This is a genomic window from Neorhizobium galegae (assembly GCF_017877055.1).
GTDB classification, from domain to species: domain Bacteria; phylum Pseudomonadota; class Alphaproteobacteria; order Rhizobiales; family Rhizobiaceae; genus Neorhizobium; species Neorhizobium galegae_D.
The window spans coordinates 950,916-966,592 of sequence record NZ_JAGIPG010000002.1; the positions used below are offsets into that span (position 1 = coordinate 950,916).

The 15,677-nt window shown below is 62.6% G+C and carries 13 protein-coding genes; 2 read left to right on the forward strand and 11 right to left on the reverse strand.

All coding sequences use genetic code 11. From position 1 onward, the window contains the following. Positions 1–75: 75 nt before the first annotated feature. The 6 genes from J2857_RS14830 to J2857_RS14855 form a co-directional block, all read right to left on the reverse strand. The gene (locus J2857_RS14830) at positions 76–999 is read right to left on the reverse strand and encodes a pirin family protein (RefSeq protein WP_210010883.1); all 924 of its coding nucleotides are present in this window, start codon (positions 997–999) and stop codon (positions 76–78) included. 202 nt (positions 1,000–1,201) lie between these two features. Continuing rightward, a complete protein-coding gene (locus tag J2857_RS14835) occupies positions 1,202–1,561 on the reverse strand; it encodes a DUF1850 domain-containing protein (RefSeq protein WP_210010884.1) in 360 nt (119 codons plus the stop codon). 10 nt (positions 1,562–1,571) lie between these two features. After that, positions 1,572–3,683, reverse strand: coding sequence for a TRAP transporter permease (locus J2857_RS14840; protein ID WP_210010885.1), 2,112 nt, complete (start codon positions 3,681–3,683; stop codon positions 1,572–1,574). 150 nt (positions 3,684–3,833) lie between these two features. Beyond that, complete coding sequence (locus tag J2857_RS14845; RefSeq protein WP_037084441.1) at positions 3,834–4,769, reverse strand: TAXI family TRAP transporter solute-binding subunit; 936 nt, start codon at positions 4,767–4,769, stop codon at positions 3,834–3,836. A 160-nt stretch (positions 4,770–4,929) separates the two neighbouring features. Further along, positions 4,930–5,184 carry an exodeoxyribonuclease VII small subunit gene (locus J2857_RS14850; RefSeq protein ID WP_037084325.1) on the reverse strand — a complete coding sequence of 85 codons (255 nt, stop codon included), beginning with the start codon at positions 5,182–5,184 and terminating at the stop codon, positions 4,930–4,932. Between the two features lie 3 nt (positions 5,185–5,187). After that, a complete protein-coding gene (locus J2857_RS14855; protein ID WP_210010887.1) occupies positions 5,188–6,120 on the reverse strand; it encodes a histone deacetylase family protein in 933 nt (310 codons plus the stop codon). A gap of 119 nt (positions 6,121–6,239) precedes the next feature. Here J2857_RS14855 and J2857_RS14860 point away from each other — a divergent pair, with 119 nt between their 5' ends. Beyond that, positions 6,240–6,665: an acyl-CoA thioesterase gene (locus J2857_RS14860; protein WP_210010888.1), complete on the forward strand. Its 426-nt coding sequence runs from the start codon at positions 6,240–6,242 to the stop codon at positions 6,663–6,665. Between the two features lie 14 nt (positions 6,666–6,679). Here J2857_RS14860 and J2857_RS14865 read toward each other — a convergent pair whose 3' ends face one another. The 3 genes from J2857_RS14865 to J2857_RS14875 are packed head-to-tail and all read right to left on the reverse strand — an operon-like array spanning position 6,680 to position 8,553. After that, entirely contained in the window at positions 6,680–7,243 is a 564-nt protein-coding gene (locus J2857_RS14865) for a biotin transporter BioY (protein ID WP_210010889.1), read from the reverse strand. Between the two features lie 30 nt (positions 7,244–7,273). Next, on the reverse strand, positions 7,274–7,879 hold the full coding sequence (locus tag J2857_RS14870) for an energy-coupling factor transporter transmembrane component T family protein (RefSeq protein WP_210010890.1): 606 nt from the start codon (positions 7,877–7,879) through the stop codon (positions 7,274–7,276). Further along, complete coding sequence (locus tag J2857_RS14875) at positions 7,876–8,553, reverse strand: energy-coupling factor ABC transporter ATP-binding protein (RefSeq protein WP_210010891.1); 678 nt, start codon at positions 8,551–8,553, stop codon at positions 7,876–7,878. The genes J2857_RS14870 and J2857_RS14875 overlap by 4 nt, the downstream gene beginning before the upstream one ends. A 107-nt stretch (positions 8,554–8,660) precedes the next feature. Here J2857_RS14875 and J2857_RS14880 point away from each other — a divergent pair, with 107 nt between their 5' ends. Next, positions 8,661–9,854, forward strand: a complete 1,194-nt coding sequence (locus J2857_RS14880; protein ID WP_210010892.1) for a winged helix-turn-helix domain-containing protein — start codon at positions 8,661–8,663, stop codon at positions 9,852–9,854. Between the two features lie 300 nt (positions 9,855–10,154). Here the strand turns inward: J2857_RS14880 and glgB are convergent, their stop codons facing one another. Both glgB and treS read right to left on the reverse strand, forming a co-directional pair. Then, positions 10,155–12,362 carry a 1,4-alpha-glucan branching protein GlgB gene (gene glgB, locus J2857_RS14885; RefSeq protein ID WP_210010893.1) on the reverse strand — a complete coding sequence of 736 codons (2,208 nt, stop codon included), beginning with the start codon at positions 12,360–12,362 and terminating at the stop codon, positions 10,155–10,157. Beyond that, on the reverse strand, positions 12,359–15,664 hold the full coding sequence (treS, locus tag J2857_RS14890; protein ID WP_432420167.1) for a maltose alpha-D-glucosyltransferase: 3,306 nt from the start codon (positions 15,662–15,664) through the stop codon (positions 12,359–12,361). Before treS ends, glgB begins: the two co-directional genes overlap by 4 nt. Positions 15,665–15,677 lie beyond the last annotated feature (13 nt).

Consider the following 15,677-nt stretch of genomic DNA (forward strand, 5'->3'; position numbering starts at 1 on the left):
CGGAAGCACGTTCCTCCCCAAGATGAGAAGAAAGCAGGCTTTTTCAAGTTGCATGACCTTCGGTTCTAACCGATTTCAGGCCGTGGGCAAGGGGACAAACTCCTCCTCGTCCCCCGGCACGATGTCGAAACGGCCGGTGCGCCACTCATCTTTTGCCTTTTCAATGCGCTCCTTGGATGAGGAAACGAAGTTCCACCAGATATAGCGCTTGGAGTTCAGCGCCGCCCCGCCGAACAGCATCAGGTGGCAGCCAGGAGCGCCAGCTTCGAGGGTGATATCGTCGCCCGAACGGAAGACGAGAAGCTGGTCGGCCGCAAACCGGTCGCCGGAAACGACCAGTTCGCCGGAAAGAATGTAGATGGCCCGTTCCTCATGCGCCGCCGCAAACGGGAAGCGCCTCCCAGCCTCGAGGTGGAGATCGACATAGAGCGTGTCGGTGAAGGTCGAGACGGGCGAACCGAGGCCCTCGAAAGCGCCGATCACCACTCGGCCACTCGCGCCGTCCGCATCGATGACCGGCATTTTCTCCTTGCCCGTGTGCGAGAAGGTCGGATCGATCTCCTCCTTGTCGTCCGGCAGTGCCAGCCAGGTCTGCAGCCCGGAGACCGACATCGGATGGCCGCGCAGGTTTTCCGGCGTGCGTTCCGAATGCACGATGCCACGGCCGGCGGTCATCAGGTTGATGTCGCCCGGCCGGATGACCAGTTCGGTGCCGAGGCTGTCGCGATGCTTGATCTCGCCATCGAACAGGTAGGTGACGGTGGAAAGCCCGATATGCGGATGCGGCTTGACGTCGAGCGCCTCGTCGGCGCGCAGCAGCGCCGGTCCCATCCGGTCGAAGAAGATGAAAGGTCCCACCAGTCTTTTCTGCCGGCTCGGCAAAGCGCGCCGCACGGAAAACCCGCCGATATCGCTGGTGCGCGGAATGATCAGGTTCTCGATCGCATCGCAGGCAAAGGCGTCACCCGCGACCGGGTCGTTTCCGGGGAAGAAGGACATGAAGGGACTCGCTACACTGTTCCTGGTCGGCCGGATACTGCGCCAGGAATGTTTCGAGTTCAACGAGAAGCGTCGGGAGCAGCTCCTCGGCCAATGAGCTGAGTTTGACCGCCGCTTCGGAAAGGCGTGAAAAACATCGCTCGACGGCGTTACGGATCAGACGATGTCCTGCATATGCCAGAAAATCCATGCCCCGAGAGCATTAGCGACACCCGCTCAAGGCGACCTCATCCCCTACCGTCGCCCCAAGCTCCATACATCCCCCCGTATGACACAGCCTCCATCCACCCGGCGTCATGCCGGACGCCGCCAGTGAAACGCGCTGCTGCTGCGGCAGCGTCGGGTGCCAAACCCACCAGCCGTCCTTCACCTCCGCGTCCGGCCCAGGCTCCATGCCCGCGCCGGAACCCTTCACCTCCGCTTGGCGAAGCTCCAGACCGGCCGGCGTCACGGCCCATGTCTCTCGCCATTCGGTCTTCTGCACCGAATGCGTCCAGGAGAGCGTGAACATCGAGAGAGCGAGCGTCGTCACCTTGCCGCCTGCCAGGATGCAGAGGCTCATTGCCCGGTGCTCATGTCAGTGCCGGTGCGGTCGGCGCGTTGCGTTTGCGCCACCAGTGTTGGGCGACGACGATGATGCCGAGGGTCCAGCCGACCTCGTCGGTCCAGGGAAGCGCCATTACAAGGCTGGCACCCGCGACCAACGCAAGCAGGCGCTCCCACAGGGCCATGCGGGCGAACAGGAAACCGACGACTGCGGTCCCCCAGAGCGCGATGCCGAAGCACGCCTTGAGGAAGACGTAGGCGACCTCGACCGGATAACCCCACGCGGCGGCGATCGCACCCGGATCCTGCAGCATCAGCGCCGGCGTATAGACGGCCATGAACGGCACCACGAAGCCGGCGGTCGCGAGCTTGGTCGCCTCCACGCCGATCTTCAGCCCGGAGGTCTTCGCCATCGGTGCCGCCGCGAAGGCGGCGAGTGCGACGGGCGGCGTCAGGTCGGCCATGATGCCGAAATAGAAGACGAACATGTGACTGACGATCAGCGGCACGCCGAGTTCGAGCAGCGCCGGCCCGGCAAGCGACGAGGTGATGATGTAGTTCGGGATTGTCGGAATGCCCATTCCGAGGATCAGGCAGGTGATCATCGTCAAGACTAGCGACAGGAACAGGTTGTGCTCGCCGATCCGGATGATCGCGCCGACAAAGGTCGAGGCGATGCCGGTCAGCGTCAGCGTGCCGATGACGATGCCGACGATGGCGCAGGCGATGCCGACCGGCAGCGCGTTCTTGGCGCCTTCCGCCATGGCGTCGCGGCAGATCGCCAGCGTCTCGTGCCCCCCTTTGACGAAGAGGCAGCCAGCGATCAGGGCGAGGATGACGATTGCCAGGAAGTTCACCCCGTAACGCAGGAACGAGGCGGCGGCGATGCCGATTACGATCCAGAAGACGAGACGGAAGGCAAGCGGGCCGATGCTTGCGGCAAGCGGCATGCCGAGGATCAGCACGATGACCAGCGCCAGGCCCATCGTACCGGCGAAGATCGGCGTATAACCGGCAAACAGCAGGTAGACCAGGGCAGCGAGCGGCAGGATCAGCGGCCAGTGCTCCCTGACGGCGGCCCAGGGGTTCGGCAGGTCGGCCTTGTTCATGCCCTTGAGGCCGGCCTTGCCGGCTTCCAGGAACACCATCCAGAAACAGACGCCGAAATAGAGCACGGCCGGGATGATGGCCGCCTTGACGATCTCCGCGTACGAGACGTTGAGCGTCTCGGCCATGATGAAGGCGACGGCGCCCATGACCGGCGGCATGATCTGCCCGCCCATGGACGAGGTCGCCTCGACACCGCCCGCAAAGGCCGAACGAAAACCGAAGCGCTTCATCAGCGGAATGGTGAACTGGCCGGAGGCGACAACATTGGCGACGCCCGAGCCGGAAATCGTGCCCATCAGCGCCGAGGACATGACGCAGACCTGAGCCGGCCCGCCGCGCCAGGTGCCGACCAGGCCGAGCGCGAAATCGTTGAATAGCGCCAGCATGCCGGCGCGTTCCAGAAATGCAGCAAAGACCACGAAGATGAAGATATAGGCCGCCGAGACGTAGATCGGCGTGCCGTAGATGCCTTCGGTGCCGTAGGCAAAGTTCTCGATGATCTGCTCGAAATCGTAGCCGCGATGGATGAACGGGCCGGGGGCGTATTGCCCGAAAAAGCAGTAGGCGAGGAATATGGCGGCAATGATCGTCAGCGGCAGGCCCATCAGCCGCCGCGCCGCTTCGAAGACGAGCACGATCAGCACGGTTCCGACGATGAGGTCCGGTGTCGTCAGGAACCCGCTTCTGACGATCAGGTCCTGATAGAAGACCCAGTTATAGACGCCGGTCAGGAAGCCAAGGATGCCGAGCGCCCAGAACCAGATCTTGCCGGCTTTCGTCTTGGCAACGAGATTGCCGATCAGCACGAAACCGAGCAGCAACAGGAAGCCCACATGCATGGCGCGGACGATCTGGCTCGCAAGCGTGCCGTAGGCGGCCGTCCAGAGCTGGAAAAGGGTGAAGGCAAAGGCGATCCAGAAGGCAATCCGCCCGGTGATCCCTTCGCCGAAGCCGGCCGGCAGGCCCTCGATCGGCTCTTCGGCCGAGTGCGGACCGTTCTGGTTCTGCAGCATTGTCGCGTCGGACATCGTCTCTCCGGAAAAACTCGAATTTTCGGGCCTCTTCTCGTGAAGCGGGGAGAAATAGACGCAAGGCGCGGATGAGGGGCAGACCGCTCCTCATCCCTCGCCGCCTCGCTTTGCGCGGCATTTCTCCCGCTCGAGAGAAGACGAAGCGGATTACTTCACCAACCCGGCTTCCTTGTAATACCGCTCCGCGCCCGGATGCAGCGGCACCGGCATGCCCTCCAGCGCCTTCTTCACGTCGATCGCCTTTGCGGCTGCATGCGCGGCGGAAAGCTTCGGCAGGTTGGAGAACAGCAGCTTGGTCATCTGGTAGACGGTCTCGTCGGAGACGCCCGAATGGGTGATCAGGAAGTTGCCGACGGCGGCGGTCTCGACATCCGCAGTCTGGCCTTCATAGGTGCCGGCCGGGATTTTCACCGAGACATAAGGCGCGCCGATCTTGGCGACCTCGGCGGCAGGGATCGCCACCACGTTGATCTTCAGCGAGGTCGCAAGGTCGCGGATCGAAGCGACGCCGAGACCTGCCGACTGAAGCGTCGCATCGAGCTGGCGGTTCTTGATCAGCTCGACGGATTCGGCGAACGGCAGGTATTCGGTCTTGCCGAGGTCCTTGTAAGACATGCCGGCGGCCGTGAAGATGGCGCGGGCGTTGAGTTCCGTGCCGGAAGCCGGCGCCCCGACCGAAAGGCTCTTGCCCTTGAGATCGGCAAGCGTCTTCACGCCGGAATCGGCGCTGGCGACCACCTGGATGTAATTCGGATAGATAGCGGCGATGCCGCGCAGCTTGTCGAGCTTGGCGGGAAAGCCCGCTTCCTTGTTGCCCTTCCAGGCCTCCTGGACGGAATCGCCGAGCGAAAAGGCGATTTCGCCGCGTCCTGCCTGCAGCAGGTTGAGGTTTTCGACGGAAGCCTTGGTCGCCTGCACCTGCGTGCGCGCGTCCTTGATCCCCTGTCCGTAGATTTCCGCAAGCGCCACGCCGAGCGGATAATACACGCCCGACGTGCCGCCCGTCAGTACGTTGATGAATTCCGCAGCCTTCGCGCCGGCGGCGGAAAATGCCGTCGAAACGGCAAGTGTCGCCACGAACATGAGATTGATTTTACTGGCCTTCACGCCGAAGTTCATAATGGTCTCCTCCCAAAACAACCATAAGATGGAGGCCATCATGGGGAGGCACTTCCGGTGCGTCAATCGGTTTATGACGCATTCGTCGCGAAGGTCGTAAGACTTTGGTTTTAGTCGAGGAAATTCACTCGCCGTCGAGTGGTTCGACGCCCTGCGGCTTGCCGGCCCGGTCGAGGCGGATCTTTTCGATGCGGTTTTCGGCGGCAGTCAGCAGCTTTTCGCAGTGTTTCTTCAGCGCTTCGCCGCGCTCGTAGATGGCGATCGACTCGTCGAGTGCCACGTCGCCCCGTTCCAGCCGCGCGACGATGCTTTCGAGTTCGGCGACGGCCTTTTCGAAGGAATAGCCGCTCACATCGAGGGTCTCGGTGTTCTCGGTCATCGTCTATCCCTTCATCAGTCTGCAGATGTGCATGCCCGCCGATTCGGCGAGCCCTTCCAGATCATATCCGCCCTCGAGCAGGCTGACGATACGGTTGCCGGCATATTTCCCGGCGATCTCCATCAGCCGGCCGGTGGCCCAGTCGAAATCGTCGCCAACGAGATTGATCTGCGCCAGCGGATCACGGTGGTGCGCGTCGAAGCCGGCCGAGATGATGATGAAATCCGGCCGGAAATTGTCGAGCGCCGGCAGCACGCGGGATTTGAAGGCTTCGCGAAAATATTCGCTACCCGTGTCGGGTGAAAGCGGGGCGTTGACGACATTGTTCTTGGTGCCGGTCTCATCCTTTGCGCCGGTGCCGGGATAGAGCGGCATCTGGTGCGTCGAGCAGAACAGCACCGATCGATCGTCCCAGAAGATGTCCTGCGTACCGTTGCCGTGATGCACGTCCCAATCAACGATCGCGACGCGCTCGAGCCCGTATTTCTGCTGTGCATGGCGCGCAGCGATTGCGGCATTGTTGAACAGGCAGAAGCCCATAGCCTTGTCTTTTTCAGCGTGGTGACCCGGCGGTCTTGCCGCTACGAAGGCGTTGTCGACCTTGCCGGTCGCCACGTCGTCGACGGCCGCCATCGCGCCGCCGATGCCCGTCAATGCCGCCTGAAAGCTCTTCGGCCCCACATAGGTGTCGGCCTCGATCTGGCGGATCGTGTCTTCCTCGGGGATTTCGCGCATCACGGCGCGCAGATGCTCCTCGGAATGCGCGAGCAGGACCGCGTCCTCGTTCGCCTGGGGAGCGTCCTTGCGGTCGAGCCTGGCGAAATTCGGATGTTCCAGTGCGATCGCCAGCGACCGCAGCCGGTCCGCCCGTTCGGGATGTCCTTCAGGCGTGCTGTGTTCGAGGAAGATCTTGTGTTCGTAAAGGCGCGTGGTCATGCGGCGGCCTCGTGAGGGTCAGTCCGGTCTGGACCTCTCCGACATGGCGCAGAAAGCTGACTTTTTCAAGCCGCAACCCCTTGCTCTTACGCTTGTTTAGCTTGAAAGAATGGTCTTACATGATTGGGTGCAACCCAGAGGGTATCGTGGCCAGAGAGTCAGTCAAGTCTCAGGAATTCCGGGTTCCTTTCCGGGATGTCGACATGAACGGGGAGATGTTCCGGTCATCCTATGTCGCGCGAGCGGAAGAAGCCGTCACGGAATTCTGGCGCCGCCGCAAGCCGCAAAAGGACGATCCGTTCTTCAGGATCGGCAAGATCACCTGCACGTTCCACTCGGCCTTGAGGCTTGGGGACGTCGTCCACACGCATATCGGCGTCAGCAAGATCGGCGGAAAGTCGGCAGGTTTCCTCGTACATATGCTGCGGGGCAATGAGGCCGTCGCGGAAGCCGAGATCGTCTGGATGACCTGCGACCCCGAAAGCATGGAACCGGTGCCGCTGCCCGAAGACCTGCGCGACTGGCTCTATCAGTACCTGGATTGATGGGACACGGCTGATCAGGCCCGTTGCGGCAGCAGCGGATAACCGACCATCACGGCGCGGCCTGCAAGTGCCGCGATCATCGCCTTCAGCACATCGCCCGGAACGAAGGACAGGTCGCCGATGAATGCGGTCGAAAGCCCGGTGCCAGTGACATAGGCAAGGTAGAAGATGCCGAGCGCATGGTCGACAACCACGCCGCCAAGCAGGGCGGCGAGGAAAAAGCCGGTGATCTGCACGATGCCGCTCTGCGAGCGGTCGACGAAGCGCTCGGAACAATAGCCGGTGACGACGGCCGCGAAGAACCAGCCGACAAGGTAACCGGCGGTCGGCGAGGCAAAGGTGGCAAGGCCGCCGCGTCCGCCCGACAGCACCGGCAGCCCGATCGCGACAAGCAGCAGCACCAGCAACACCGCGAAACCACCGCGCTTGGCGCCGAGGATGACGCCCGCCAGCATCACACCGAGCGATTGTGCCGTGATCGGCACGGGAATGAACCCGAGCATGATGGGTGGCACGAGACCGAGCGCCACGATAATGGCGGCGAAAAGGGCGGCCAGAACGAGATCACGGGTGGTCATGCTACGCGAATCCCCAGTCGTTATATGGAGTTATTTTTGCGCCCGGACGCCGCGTGCGTCAATGGCGGCGGCGATTTCGTCGGCGTTTTTGAGTGTCAGGATGATCAGGGGCACCGTCAGCGTCAGCGGCCGGACCTTCAGCCCGCGGGCGCGGTGCGCATCCCGGATGGCCTGATAGCGGCCGAGAATCTCCGGCACGAAACGGATGACCAGACCGATCGAAAGCCCGATATCCGCCGCCCTGACGAGCCCCAGGCGCTCCAGCGGCATGGCAAGCCGAGTGATCTCGTCGATGAAATCGCCGGTGCTCGTCGTCGCCGTCACTGCCGCGGCGAAGAGGGCAAGCGCCGTCAGCCGCGTGATGACGATCAACGCGTCGTGCCACCCGTTAAGGACCAGCGTGAAGAGCGCGACGATCGCGATGGTCAGCAGGATCGGTCGCAGCCGCAGCCAGGATTGGTGCCATCCCAGCCGGAGCGATGCGTAGACGATGCCGCCGAGGGTCGCCGAGACCGAAAGAACGGTCGGCGAGTGGATGAGGAAAAGAAAAAGGCTGAGCGCAGCGAGACCGACAAGTTTCGTCCGTGGCGAAAGCCGGTGCAGAAACGTGTCGCCTTCCACATAAAGCGTCTTCATGCCGCAAGCTCGCGGTAGCGCGCGATCACCTCCGCAGGCGGGCCGTCATGGGCGAGGCGGCCTTCGTGGAAGAACAGGACACGGTCGAAATCGGCGATCAGGCTAAGGTCATGGCTGATGACGATGATGTTTTCGTCGAGGCTGTGGATCGTCCGCTCCACCAGGCTGTGGTTTCTGAGATCGAGTTGGTTGGTCGGTTCGTCCATGATCAGGATATCCGGCCGGGTGACCAGAACCGAGGCAAGAGCCGCCAGTTGCAACTCTCCACCGGACAATTCATGCGCTCGCCGTTCGCCAAGATGGGCGATGCCGAAACGGGCAAGCACGGCCTCGACCGCCGCTTCCGTTTCCGCCTTCGAGAGTTTTCTCGATTTCAGCCCCAGCGCGATATCTTCCTTCAGGATCGGCAGGATGATCTGGTTCTGTGGGTTCTGGAAGATGAAGCCGGCCTGGCCCCGCACCTTGTCGCCGTCCTTCCCCGTATCGAATCCGTTGACTGTCACCTTGCCGGCCGCAGGAAGCACCAGCCCGTTGATCATCCGCGCGAACGTCGTCTTGCCGGAACCGTTGAGACCGATCACCCCGATCCGCCGTTCGCTGAGCGACAGCGTCAGCGGATGAACGACGGTGCGTCCCTCGAAACGCGCTTCTGCCTGTTCGAAACGGATATCCAAGCCTGTCCCTCGATGTTCAGGGGTCTATAGACCGGAAGATGGGGAAGGGGAATGCGGAACCGAACGTGAACATTGAATCCGGCTCGCCGACATCCTAGTCTAGATCCATGGCGATTCTCATTCCGAACGATCAGGCCCGCAAGATCTTCCTCGAACGGCAGCGGCTTTCCGAACCGCCCGGCCGGGCGCTGACCAAATCCGGCCTGCTGCAGCTCATCGACGATCTCGGCTTCGTGCAGGTGGACAGCATCGCCACCGTCGAGCGCGCCCATCACATGATCCTGTTCTCGCGCAACCAGACCTATCGGCGCGAACACCTGACCGCGCTTCTGGAAAAGGACGGCGAGCTGTTCGAACACTGGACGCACGACGCCTCGATCATCCCGGCGAGCTTCTTCCGCTATTGGAAACACCGTTTTCGCCGCCGCGAGCCGATCCTTGCGGAGCGCTGGAGGAAATGGCACGGCGAGGGGTTCGACGCGGCCTTCGAGGAGACCTTCCAGCACATTGCCGAAAACGGCGCGATCATGTCGCGCGACATGAAGGCCGATGACCACAAGTCCGGCGGCTGGTGGAACTGGCACCCGAACAAGACGGCGCTCGAATATTACTGGCACACCGGCAAGCTGGCGATTGCCGGCCGGGTCAACTTCCAGAAGATCTACGACCTGATGGAACGGGTGATTCCGCCGCAGCATCACGAGCCGGAAGTCAGCCACGAGGCATTCATCGATTGGGCCTGCCGCAGCGCCATGACCCGCCTCGGCTTCGCGACCTCCGGCGAGCTTGCCGCCTTCTTCGATCTCGTCACCCCGGACGAGGCGAAGGACTGGGTAAAGGCCCATCGCGATGAACTGGTGGAAGTGCTGATCGAGGCGGCGGACGGCAGCCGCCCGCGTCCCTCCTTCGCCTTCCTCGGCTTCCCCGAAAACCTCGGCCCCATCCCCGACCCGCCGGCTCGCGTGCGCGTCCTCAGCCCCTTCGATCCGCTGCTGCGCAACCGCGACCGGGCCGAGCGGCTGTTCAACTTCTTTTACAGGATCGAGGTTTTCGTGCCGGAGCCGAAGCGCCAATACGGCTACTACGTCTTCCCGCTGCTTGAAGGCGACCGCATGATCGGCCGCATCGACATGAAGGCGGACCGCAAGTCGGGGACGCTGGATGTGAAGAGGCTATGGCTGGAAAAGGGTGTGCGCGCTTCGGCGGGGAGATTGGAGAAACTGGAGGCGGAATTGCTGCGCGTCGGGCGGTTCGCGGGGGTGGATAAGGTGACCTATCAGGAGGGTTGGCGGGGGGAATAGGCGAAACCGGCGAAAACCCTAGGCGTGCTGTTCTGCGGTCGCACCCCCTCTGCCCTGCCGGACATCTCCCCCTCAGGGGGGAGATCGGATGGAGTTGCCCCATCATGATCGTAGGGATGAAACTAAACACTCCCATTGCCGCTGAAACTTCGCGCTTCAATGAGAGGCGATGAACTCGCCTCTGGCTGATCTCCCCCCTTTGAGGGGGAGATGCCCGGCAGGGCAGAAGGGGGGGGCCTCACGGAACTTCCTCAATTTGGAAATGTCCTTAGGAACTCGCGCTCTAAGTCGACCCGAAACCTACCCCTTCCACCGCAAGAACACCGTCGCCAGCGGCGGCAATACAACCGATATGGAAAACTCCCTGCCATGCGCCGGCGCACGTTCCGTCCAGGCTTCCGTCTGCCCCAGATTGGACCCGCCATACAGCGCCGCGTCGGTGTTCAGCACCACCTCCCAGCGTCCCTCCGCCGGCACGCCGATGCGGTAGCCGTGCCGCGGCATGGGCGTAAGGTTGGAGGCGACAAGGATATGCGAGGATCGGTCTTCGCTGCTCCTCAACATGCCATAGACGGAATTCTCGGCATCATCGGCCACCGCCCATTCGAAGCCTTCATGATGTAGGTCGCCGAACTGCAGTGCGGGTTCCTGGGCATAGAGCGTGTTCAGGTCGCGGATCAGCCGTTGGACCCCTGCGTGGTCGGGACTGTCCAGCAGGTCCCAGACGACCGAGCCGTCATGGTTCCATTCGGTCTCCTGCGCCAGTTCGCCGCCCATGAACATCAGCTTCTTGCCGGGATGGCCCCACATGAAGCCGTAATAGGCGCGAAGGTTCGCAAGCTTCTGCCAGCGGTCGCCCGGCATCTTGGCCACCAGTGAACCTTTGCCGTGCACCACTTCGTCATGGGAGAGCGGCAGGATGAAGCGTTCGGAATAGGCATAGATCATTCCGAAGCTCATCGCCCCGTGCTGGTATTTTCGGTAGACCGGGTCTTCCTGCATGTAATGCAGAGTGTCGTGCATCCAGCCCATGTTCCATTTGAAGTCGAAGCCGAGCCCACCTTCTTCGGTCGTCTTGGTGACGCCAGGCCAGGCGGTCGATTCCTCCGCCGCCGTGAATGCGTGGGGGCAGCGGTCATGGATGATGCTGTTCAGGTGCTTGAAGAATTCGACCGCTTCGAGATTCTCGCGCCCGCCATACTGGTTGGGGATCCATTCGCCCTCGTTGCGGCTATAGTCGCGGTAGAGCATCGAGGCGACCGCGTCGACCCGCAGCGCATCGACATGGTAATGCTCCAGCCATTCGAGCGCCGAGGCGATCAGGAAACCTTTCACCTCGTTGCGGCCGAGATTGTAGATCAGCGTGTTCCAATCCCTGTGGAAACCTTCACGAGGATCGGCATGCTCGTAGAGCGGCGTGCCGTCGAACTTGGCAAGACCCCAGACGTCGGTCGGGAAATGCGCCGGCACCCAGTCGAGGATGACGCCGATGCCCGCCTGATGGCAGCGGTCGATGAAATAGGCGAAGTCCTCCGGCGTGCCGTGACGTCCGGTCGGGGCGAACAGTCCGAGCGGCTGATAACCCCAGGAGCCGCCGAACGGATGCTCCATGATCGGCAGCATTTCGATATGGGTGAAGCCGAGGTTCTGGACGTAAGGGATCAATCGCTGGCTGAGTTCCACCCAGTCGAGATGGCGGTTTCCTTCTTCGGCGATCCGCAGCCACGAGCCGAGATGCACCTCGTAGATCGACATCGCCCCTTCGCGGGCGCGGTCCGCGCGCTGCCTGCGCATCCAGTCGTCGTCGGTCCAGCGGAACGGTTTCGACGAGGCGACGATCGACGCCGTCGATGGCGCTGCCTCGCTGGAGCGGGCGACCGGATCGGCCTTCTGCGCCAGCAGGTTGCCGTTGCCGTCGAGGATTTCGAACTTGTAGCGCTCGCCGTGGGTGAGGCGGGGAAGGAAGAGTTCCCATATGCCGGCCTGCGTGCGAAGCCGCATCGGGTAGCGCCGGCCGTCCCAGGCGTTGAAATCGCCGACCACCGAGACGCGCCGCGCATTCGGCGCCCAGACCGCGAAGCGCACGCCCTCGATGCCCTCGACCTCCATCGGTATGGCGCCGAGCGTCCGGCCGAGATCGTAATGGGTGCCTTGGCCGATCAGGTGCAGGTCGAGATCGCCGAGCAGCAGCGGGAAGGAATAGGGATCTTCCATCTCCTGGATGGCGTCCGGCCAGTGGATTCGGAAGAAATAGGGCGTTGTGCTGCCGGTCACCCCGGCAAACAGCCCGCCTTCATGGATGGTTTCCAGTTCGGCCAGCACCTTGCCGGTCTCGGTCTCCACCACGTCGACTGACAGCGCCCCGGGCATCAGCGCCCGGACCACGGTCAGATTGCCGTATTGATGCCGTCCGAGGATCGAGAATGGGTCTCCGTGATGTCCTTCGACCAGGGCTGCCAAGCCCTCGCGGACGGTGCCGATCATCAGGTCTGTGCGCTCGTATCTCATGAGACATTCTCCAGAAGTCGGGATGCGATCGCCGAGAAGCCGGCAAGCGGAAGGGGAAGCCAGTGCGGACGGCTGCGCACTTCGTAGGCGATCTCGTAGGCAGCCTTTTCAAGCAGAAAGAGATCGAGGATCCGCGCGCGGGCCTCCTGCGGAATGCGCAACGCCTCGGAATTCTCGATCGCCTCGAAATAGGCGTGGAGAAAGGCCGGTTCCGCCATCTCGATGAAACGGGCGACGAGCTCCTTGTGGCGGGCGTCGTCCACTTCGCTGACGATTTCCCGGTCGAGATCGGCCGAGGCGGCAAGGTAGCTCAGCGACCGCAAAAGTCCCGCGACGTCGCGCAGCGGATTGGTCTTGGCGCGGCGCTCGGCGAGGTCGCGGGTCGGTTCGCCTTCGAAGTCGATGATATAGGCGTCGCCTTCCGCAACCAGGATCTGGCCGAGATGGAAATCGCCATGGTTGCGGGTCATCAGCGTGCCTTCGACGGCGCTGGCAAGATGCGTGGCGAGGCCGAGAAGCTGGTCGCGGCGGTCGAGGATTGCTGTTGCCTCGAGGGCGATATCCGAATCCAGACCTTCGACCGTTTTTTCGAGGATTGCCAGGCTGTGGGAAATCTGGCCTGTGACGGCCTCGCGCCATTTTTCGGCATCGGCCGCCGTTGCCCGGACCGGCTGAAAGTCCGGGTCGTCGGTTGGCTGGGCGAGCGCCGCATGCAACTCGCCGAGCCGTTTGCCGATGGTCGCGACCAAGTTTACAAGCGGCTTGAAATGCTCGTCCACCACCTCGCCTTCAAGACCGGTCACCACGATCTCGTCAATGGCGCGGCGCAGATTGCTGAGCATCCAGTTCCAGGCGTCGCCCTGATTGCGGATCGCACTCTGAACGATGATCAGGGTGTAGCGATCGCCCTCCGGGGCCGTCCGGGCGACCTCGCCGAGCAGTTGCGCGGTGTTCTGATAACCGACATTGGTCAGATATCGGGTCATTTCCACTTCCGGATGCACGCCGGGGAAGACATGCCGGATGAGCTTCACCATCGCCAGGTCGCCCAAAATAAGCGAACTGTTGGATTGCTCCGCCGAGAGCCAACGGATGGCCATGTCGTCGGTAACCGTCAGGCTGTCGAGACTTTCCGTACCGATGAATTCCAATGTGCCGGCGCGACCGGAAATCACCGAACGCTCGCGAAGCCCACGCATCACGCCGCGCGCCAGGCCCTCCATGGCGAACCCGTCGGTCAGGAAGCCGACGCGGCGGCCCTGGCGGATACGGGCGAGCGCCAGCTGCTGGGCGAGCGCGGTGGGCTGCGCATCGTCCCAGGACACAGCAAGCGGCAACAGATAGGTGTCCTTGCGGCCATCCACCTCCGCCTCGAGCTCACCGAGCAGGATGTTGTTGGCAAAGGCGATCGGCGTTGCCGCGACCAGTGTGGCCCCATTCAGGACCTGACCCTTGGAGCCGAACCAGCGCCGCTTGCCGAGATAGGCGGGAAGAACCTCGTTGGAGAGCGTGGCGGCAAGCCGGGGCTCGTCGACCAGTTCCTGCAGGTCGCGGCGGGTGACCATGGTCACCATATCCTGCATCTGCTCCGGCGGCTCCTTGCGCCAGACCGGACCATCCGCTTCGGCCACGAGTTGGAACCAGAAGAAACCGAAGGGCTGTAGGGTGAGCAGATAGGTGAGCTGGCCGATCGGCGGGAAGGGCGACATGCCGGAAAGCTCGATCGGCACGCTGCCGGCGAAATGTGCCAGGTCGAGTTCCACCGCCTGCGGCAGGCGCGAGAGATTGGCGACACAGAGGATGGTCTCGCCATTGTATTCCCGCAGATAGGCGAGGATCTTGCGATTGCCGGGCGTCAGGAATTTCAGCGAGCCGCGCCCGAAGGCGGAGTGCTTGTTGCGCAATGCCAGCATGCGCCGGGTCCAGTTCAGGAGCGAATGGGCATCGGAACCTTGCGCCTCGACATTCACCGCCTCGTATCCGTAGAGCGGGTCCATCACCGGCGGCAGGACGAGGCGGGCCGGATCGGCCTTGGAGAAACCGCCATTGCGGTCCGGCGACCATTGCATCGGGGTCCGTACCCCGTCACGGTCGCCGAGATAGATGTTGTCACCCATGCCGATCTCGTCGCCGTAATAGAGAACCGGTGTTCCGGGCATGGAAAGCAGCAGTGCGTTCATCAGCTCGATGCGACGGCGGTCGCGCTCCATCAGCGGTGCCAATCGGCGGCGAATGCCGAGATTGATGCGCGCCCGGCGGTCGGCGGCATAGATGTTCCAGAGGTAGTCGCGTTCCTCGTCGGTCACCATTTCGAGGGTCAACTCGTCATGGTTTCGCAGGAAGATCGCCCACTGGCAGTTTTCCGGGATTTCCGGCGTCTGGCGCATGATGTCGGTGATCGGGAAACGGTCTTCCTTGGCGATCGCCATGTACATGCGCGGCATCAGCGGGAAGTGGAACGCCATGTTGCATTCGTCGCCATTGCCGAAATACTCGTTCGTGTCCTCCGGCCATTGATTGGCCTCGGCGAGCAGCATCTTGCCGGGATGGGTGGAATCGAGCGAAGCGCGGATCTTCTTCAGGATCTCGTGGGTCTCGGGCAGGTTCTCGTTGTTCGTCCCCTCGCGCTCGACGAGATAGGGGATCGCGTCCAGCCGGAAGCCGTCGATGCCGGTATCCGCCCAGAAGCGCATGACGCCGAGCAGCTCCTCCAGCACCTGCGGATTGTCGAAGTTGAGGTCCGGCTGGTGGGAGTAGAAGCGGTGCCAGTAATAGGCGCCGGCGACCGGATCCCAGGTCCAGTTCGATTTTTCCGTGTCGAGGAAGATGATCCGGGTTTCGGGGAATTTCTGGTCCGTATCCGACCAGACGTAGAAGTCGCGCTCCGGAGAGCCGGGCGGCGCATGCCGCGCCCGCTGGAACCACGGATGCTGGTCGGACGTGTGGTTGATGACGAGCTCGATGATGACCCGGATGCCGCGCTGGTGCGCCGCCTCGACGAAGGCCTGGAACTCCTCGATCGTGCCGTAGTCGGAGCTGACATTGCCGTAGTCGGCGATGTCGTAACCATCGTCGCGGCGCGGCGAGGGAAAGAAGGGCAGCAGCCAGATCGCGTTCGCCCCGAGCGAGGCAATATGGTCTAGTTTCTCATGCAGGCCCTGAAAATCGCCGATCCCGTCACCATTCGCATCGAAGAACGATTTGATGTGGAGCTGGTAGATGACGGCATCCTTGTACCATAGCGGATCGCCCTCATTCATCTGTGCCGGGTTTTGCCCCTGGCCCCGGTTTGCACTCGTCATATCCATTTTTTTG

Coding starts and splice junctions, on each gene's coding strand:
- J2857_RS14830 (WP_210010883.1), bottom strand. CDS start 999: ATGTCCTTCTTCCCCGGAAACGACCCGGTCGCGGGTGACGCCTTTGCC.
- J2857_RS14835 (WP_210010884.1), bottom strand. CDS start 1,561: ATGAGCCTCTGCATCCTGGCAGGCGGCAAGGTGACGACGCTCGCTCTC.
- J2857_RS14840 (WP_210010885.1), bottom strand. CDS start 3,683: ATGTCCGACGCGACAATGCTGCAGAACCAGAACGGTCCGCACTCGGCC.
- J2857_RS14845 (WP_037084441.1), bottom strand. CDS start 4,769: ATGTTCGTGGCGACACTTGCCGTTTCGACGGCATTTTCCGCCGCCGGC.
- J2857_RS14850 (WP_037084325.1), bottom strand. CDS start 5,184: ATGACCGAGAACACCGAGACCCTCGATGTGAGCGGCTATTCCTTCGAA.
- J2857_RS14855 (WP_210010887.1), bottom strand. CDS start 6,120: ATGACCACGCGCCTTTACGAACACAAGATCTTCCTCGAACACAGCACG.
- J2857_RS14860 (WP_210010888.1), top strand. CDS start 6,240: ATGATTGGGTGCAACCCAGAGGGTATCGTGGCCAGAGAGTCAGTCAAG.
- J2857_RS14865 (WP_210010889.1), bottom strand. CDS start 7,243: ATGACCACCCGTGATCTCGTTCTGGCCGCCCTTTTCGCCGCCATTATC.
- J2857_RS14870 (WP_210010890.1), bottom strand. CDS start 7,879: ATGAAGACGCTTTATGTGGAAGGCGACACGTTTCTGCACCGGCTTTCG.
- J2857_RS14880 (WP_210010892.1), top strand. CDS start 8,661: ATGGCGATTCTCATTCCGAACGATCAGGCCCGCAAGATCTTCCTCGAA.
- glgB (WP_210010893.1), bottom strand. CDS start 12,362: ATGAGATACGAGCGCACAGACCTGATGATCGGCACCGTCCGCGAGGGC.
- treS (WP_432420167.1), bottom strand. CDS start 15,664: ATGACGAGTGCAAACCGGGGCCAGGGGCAAAACCCGGCACAGATGAAT.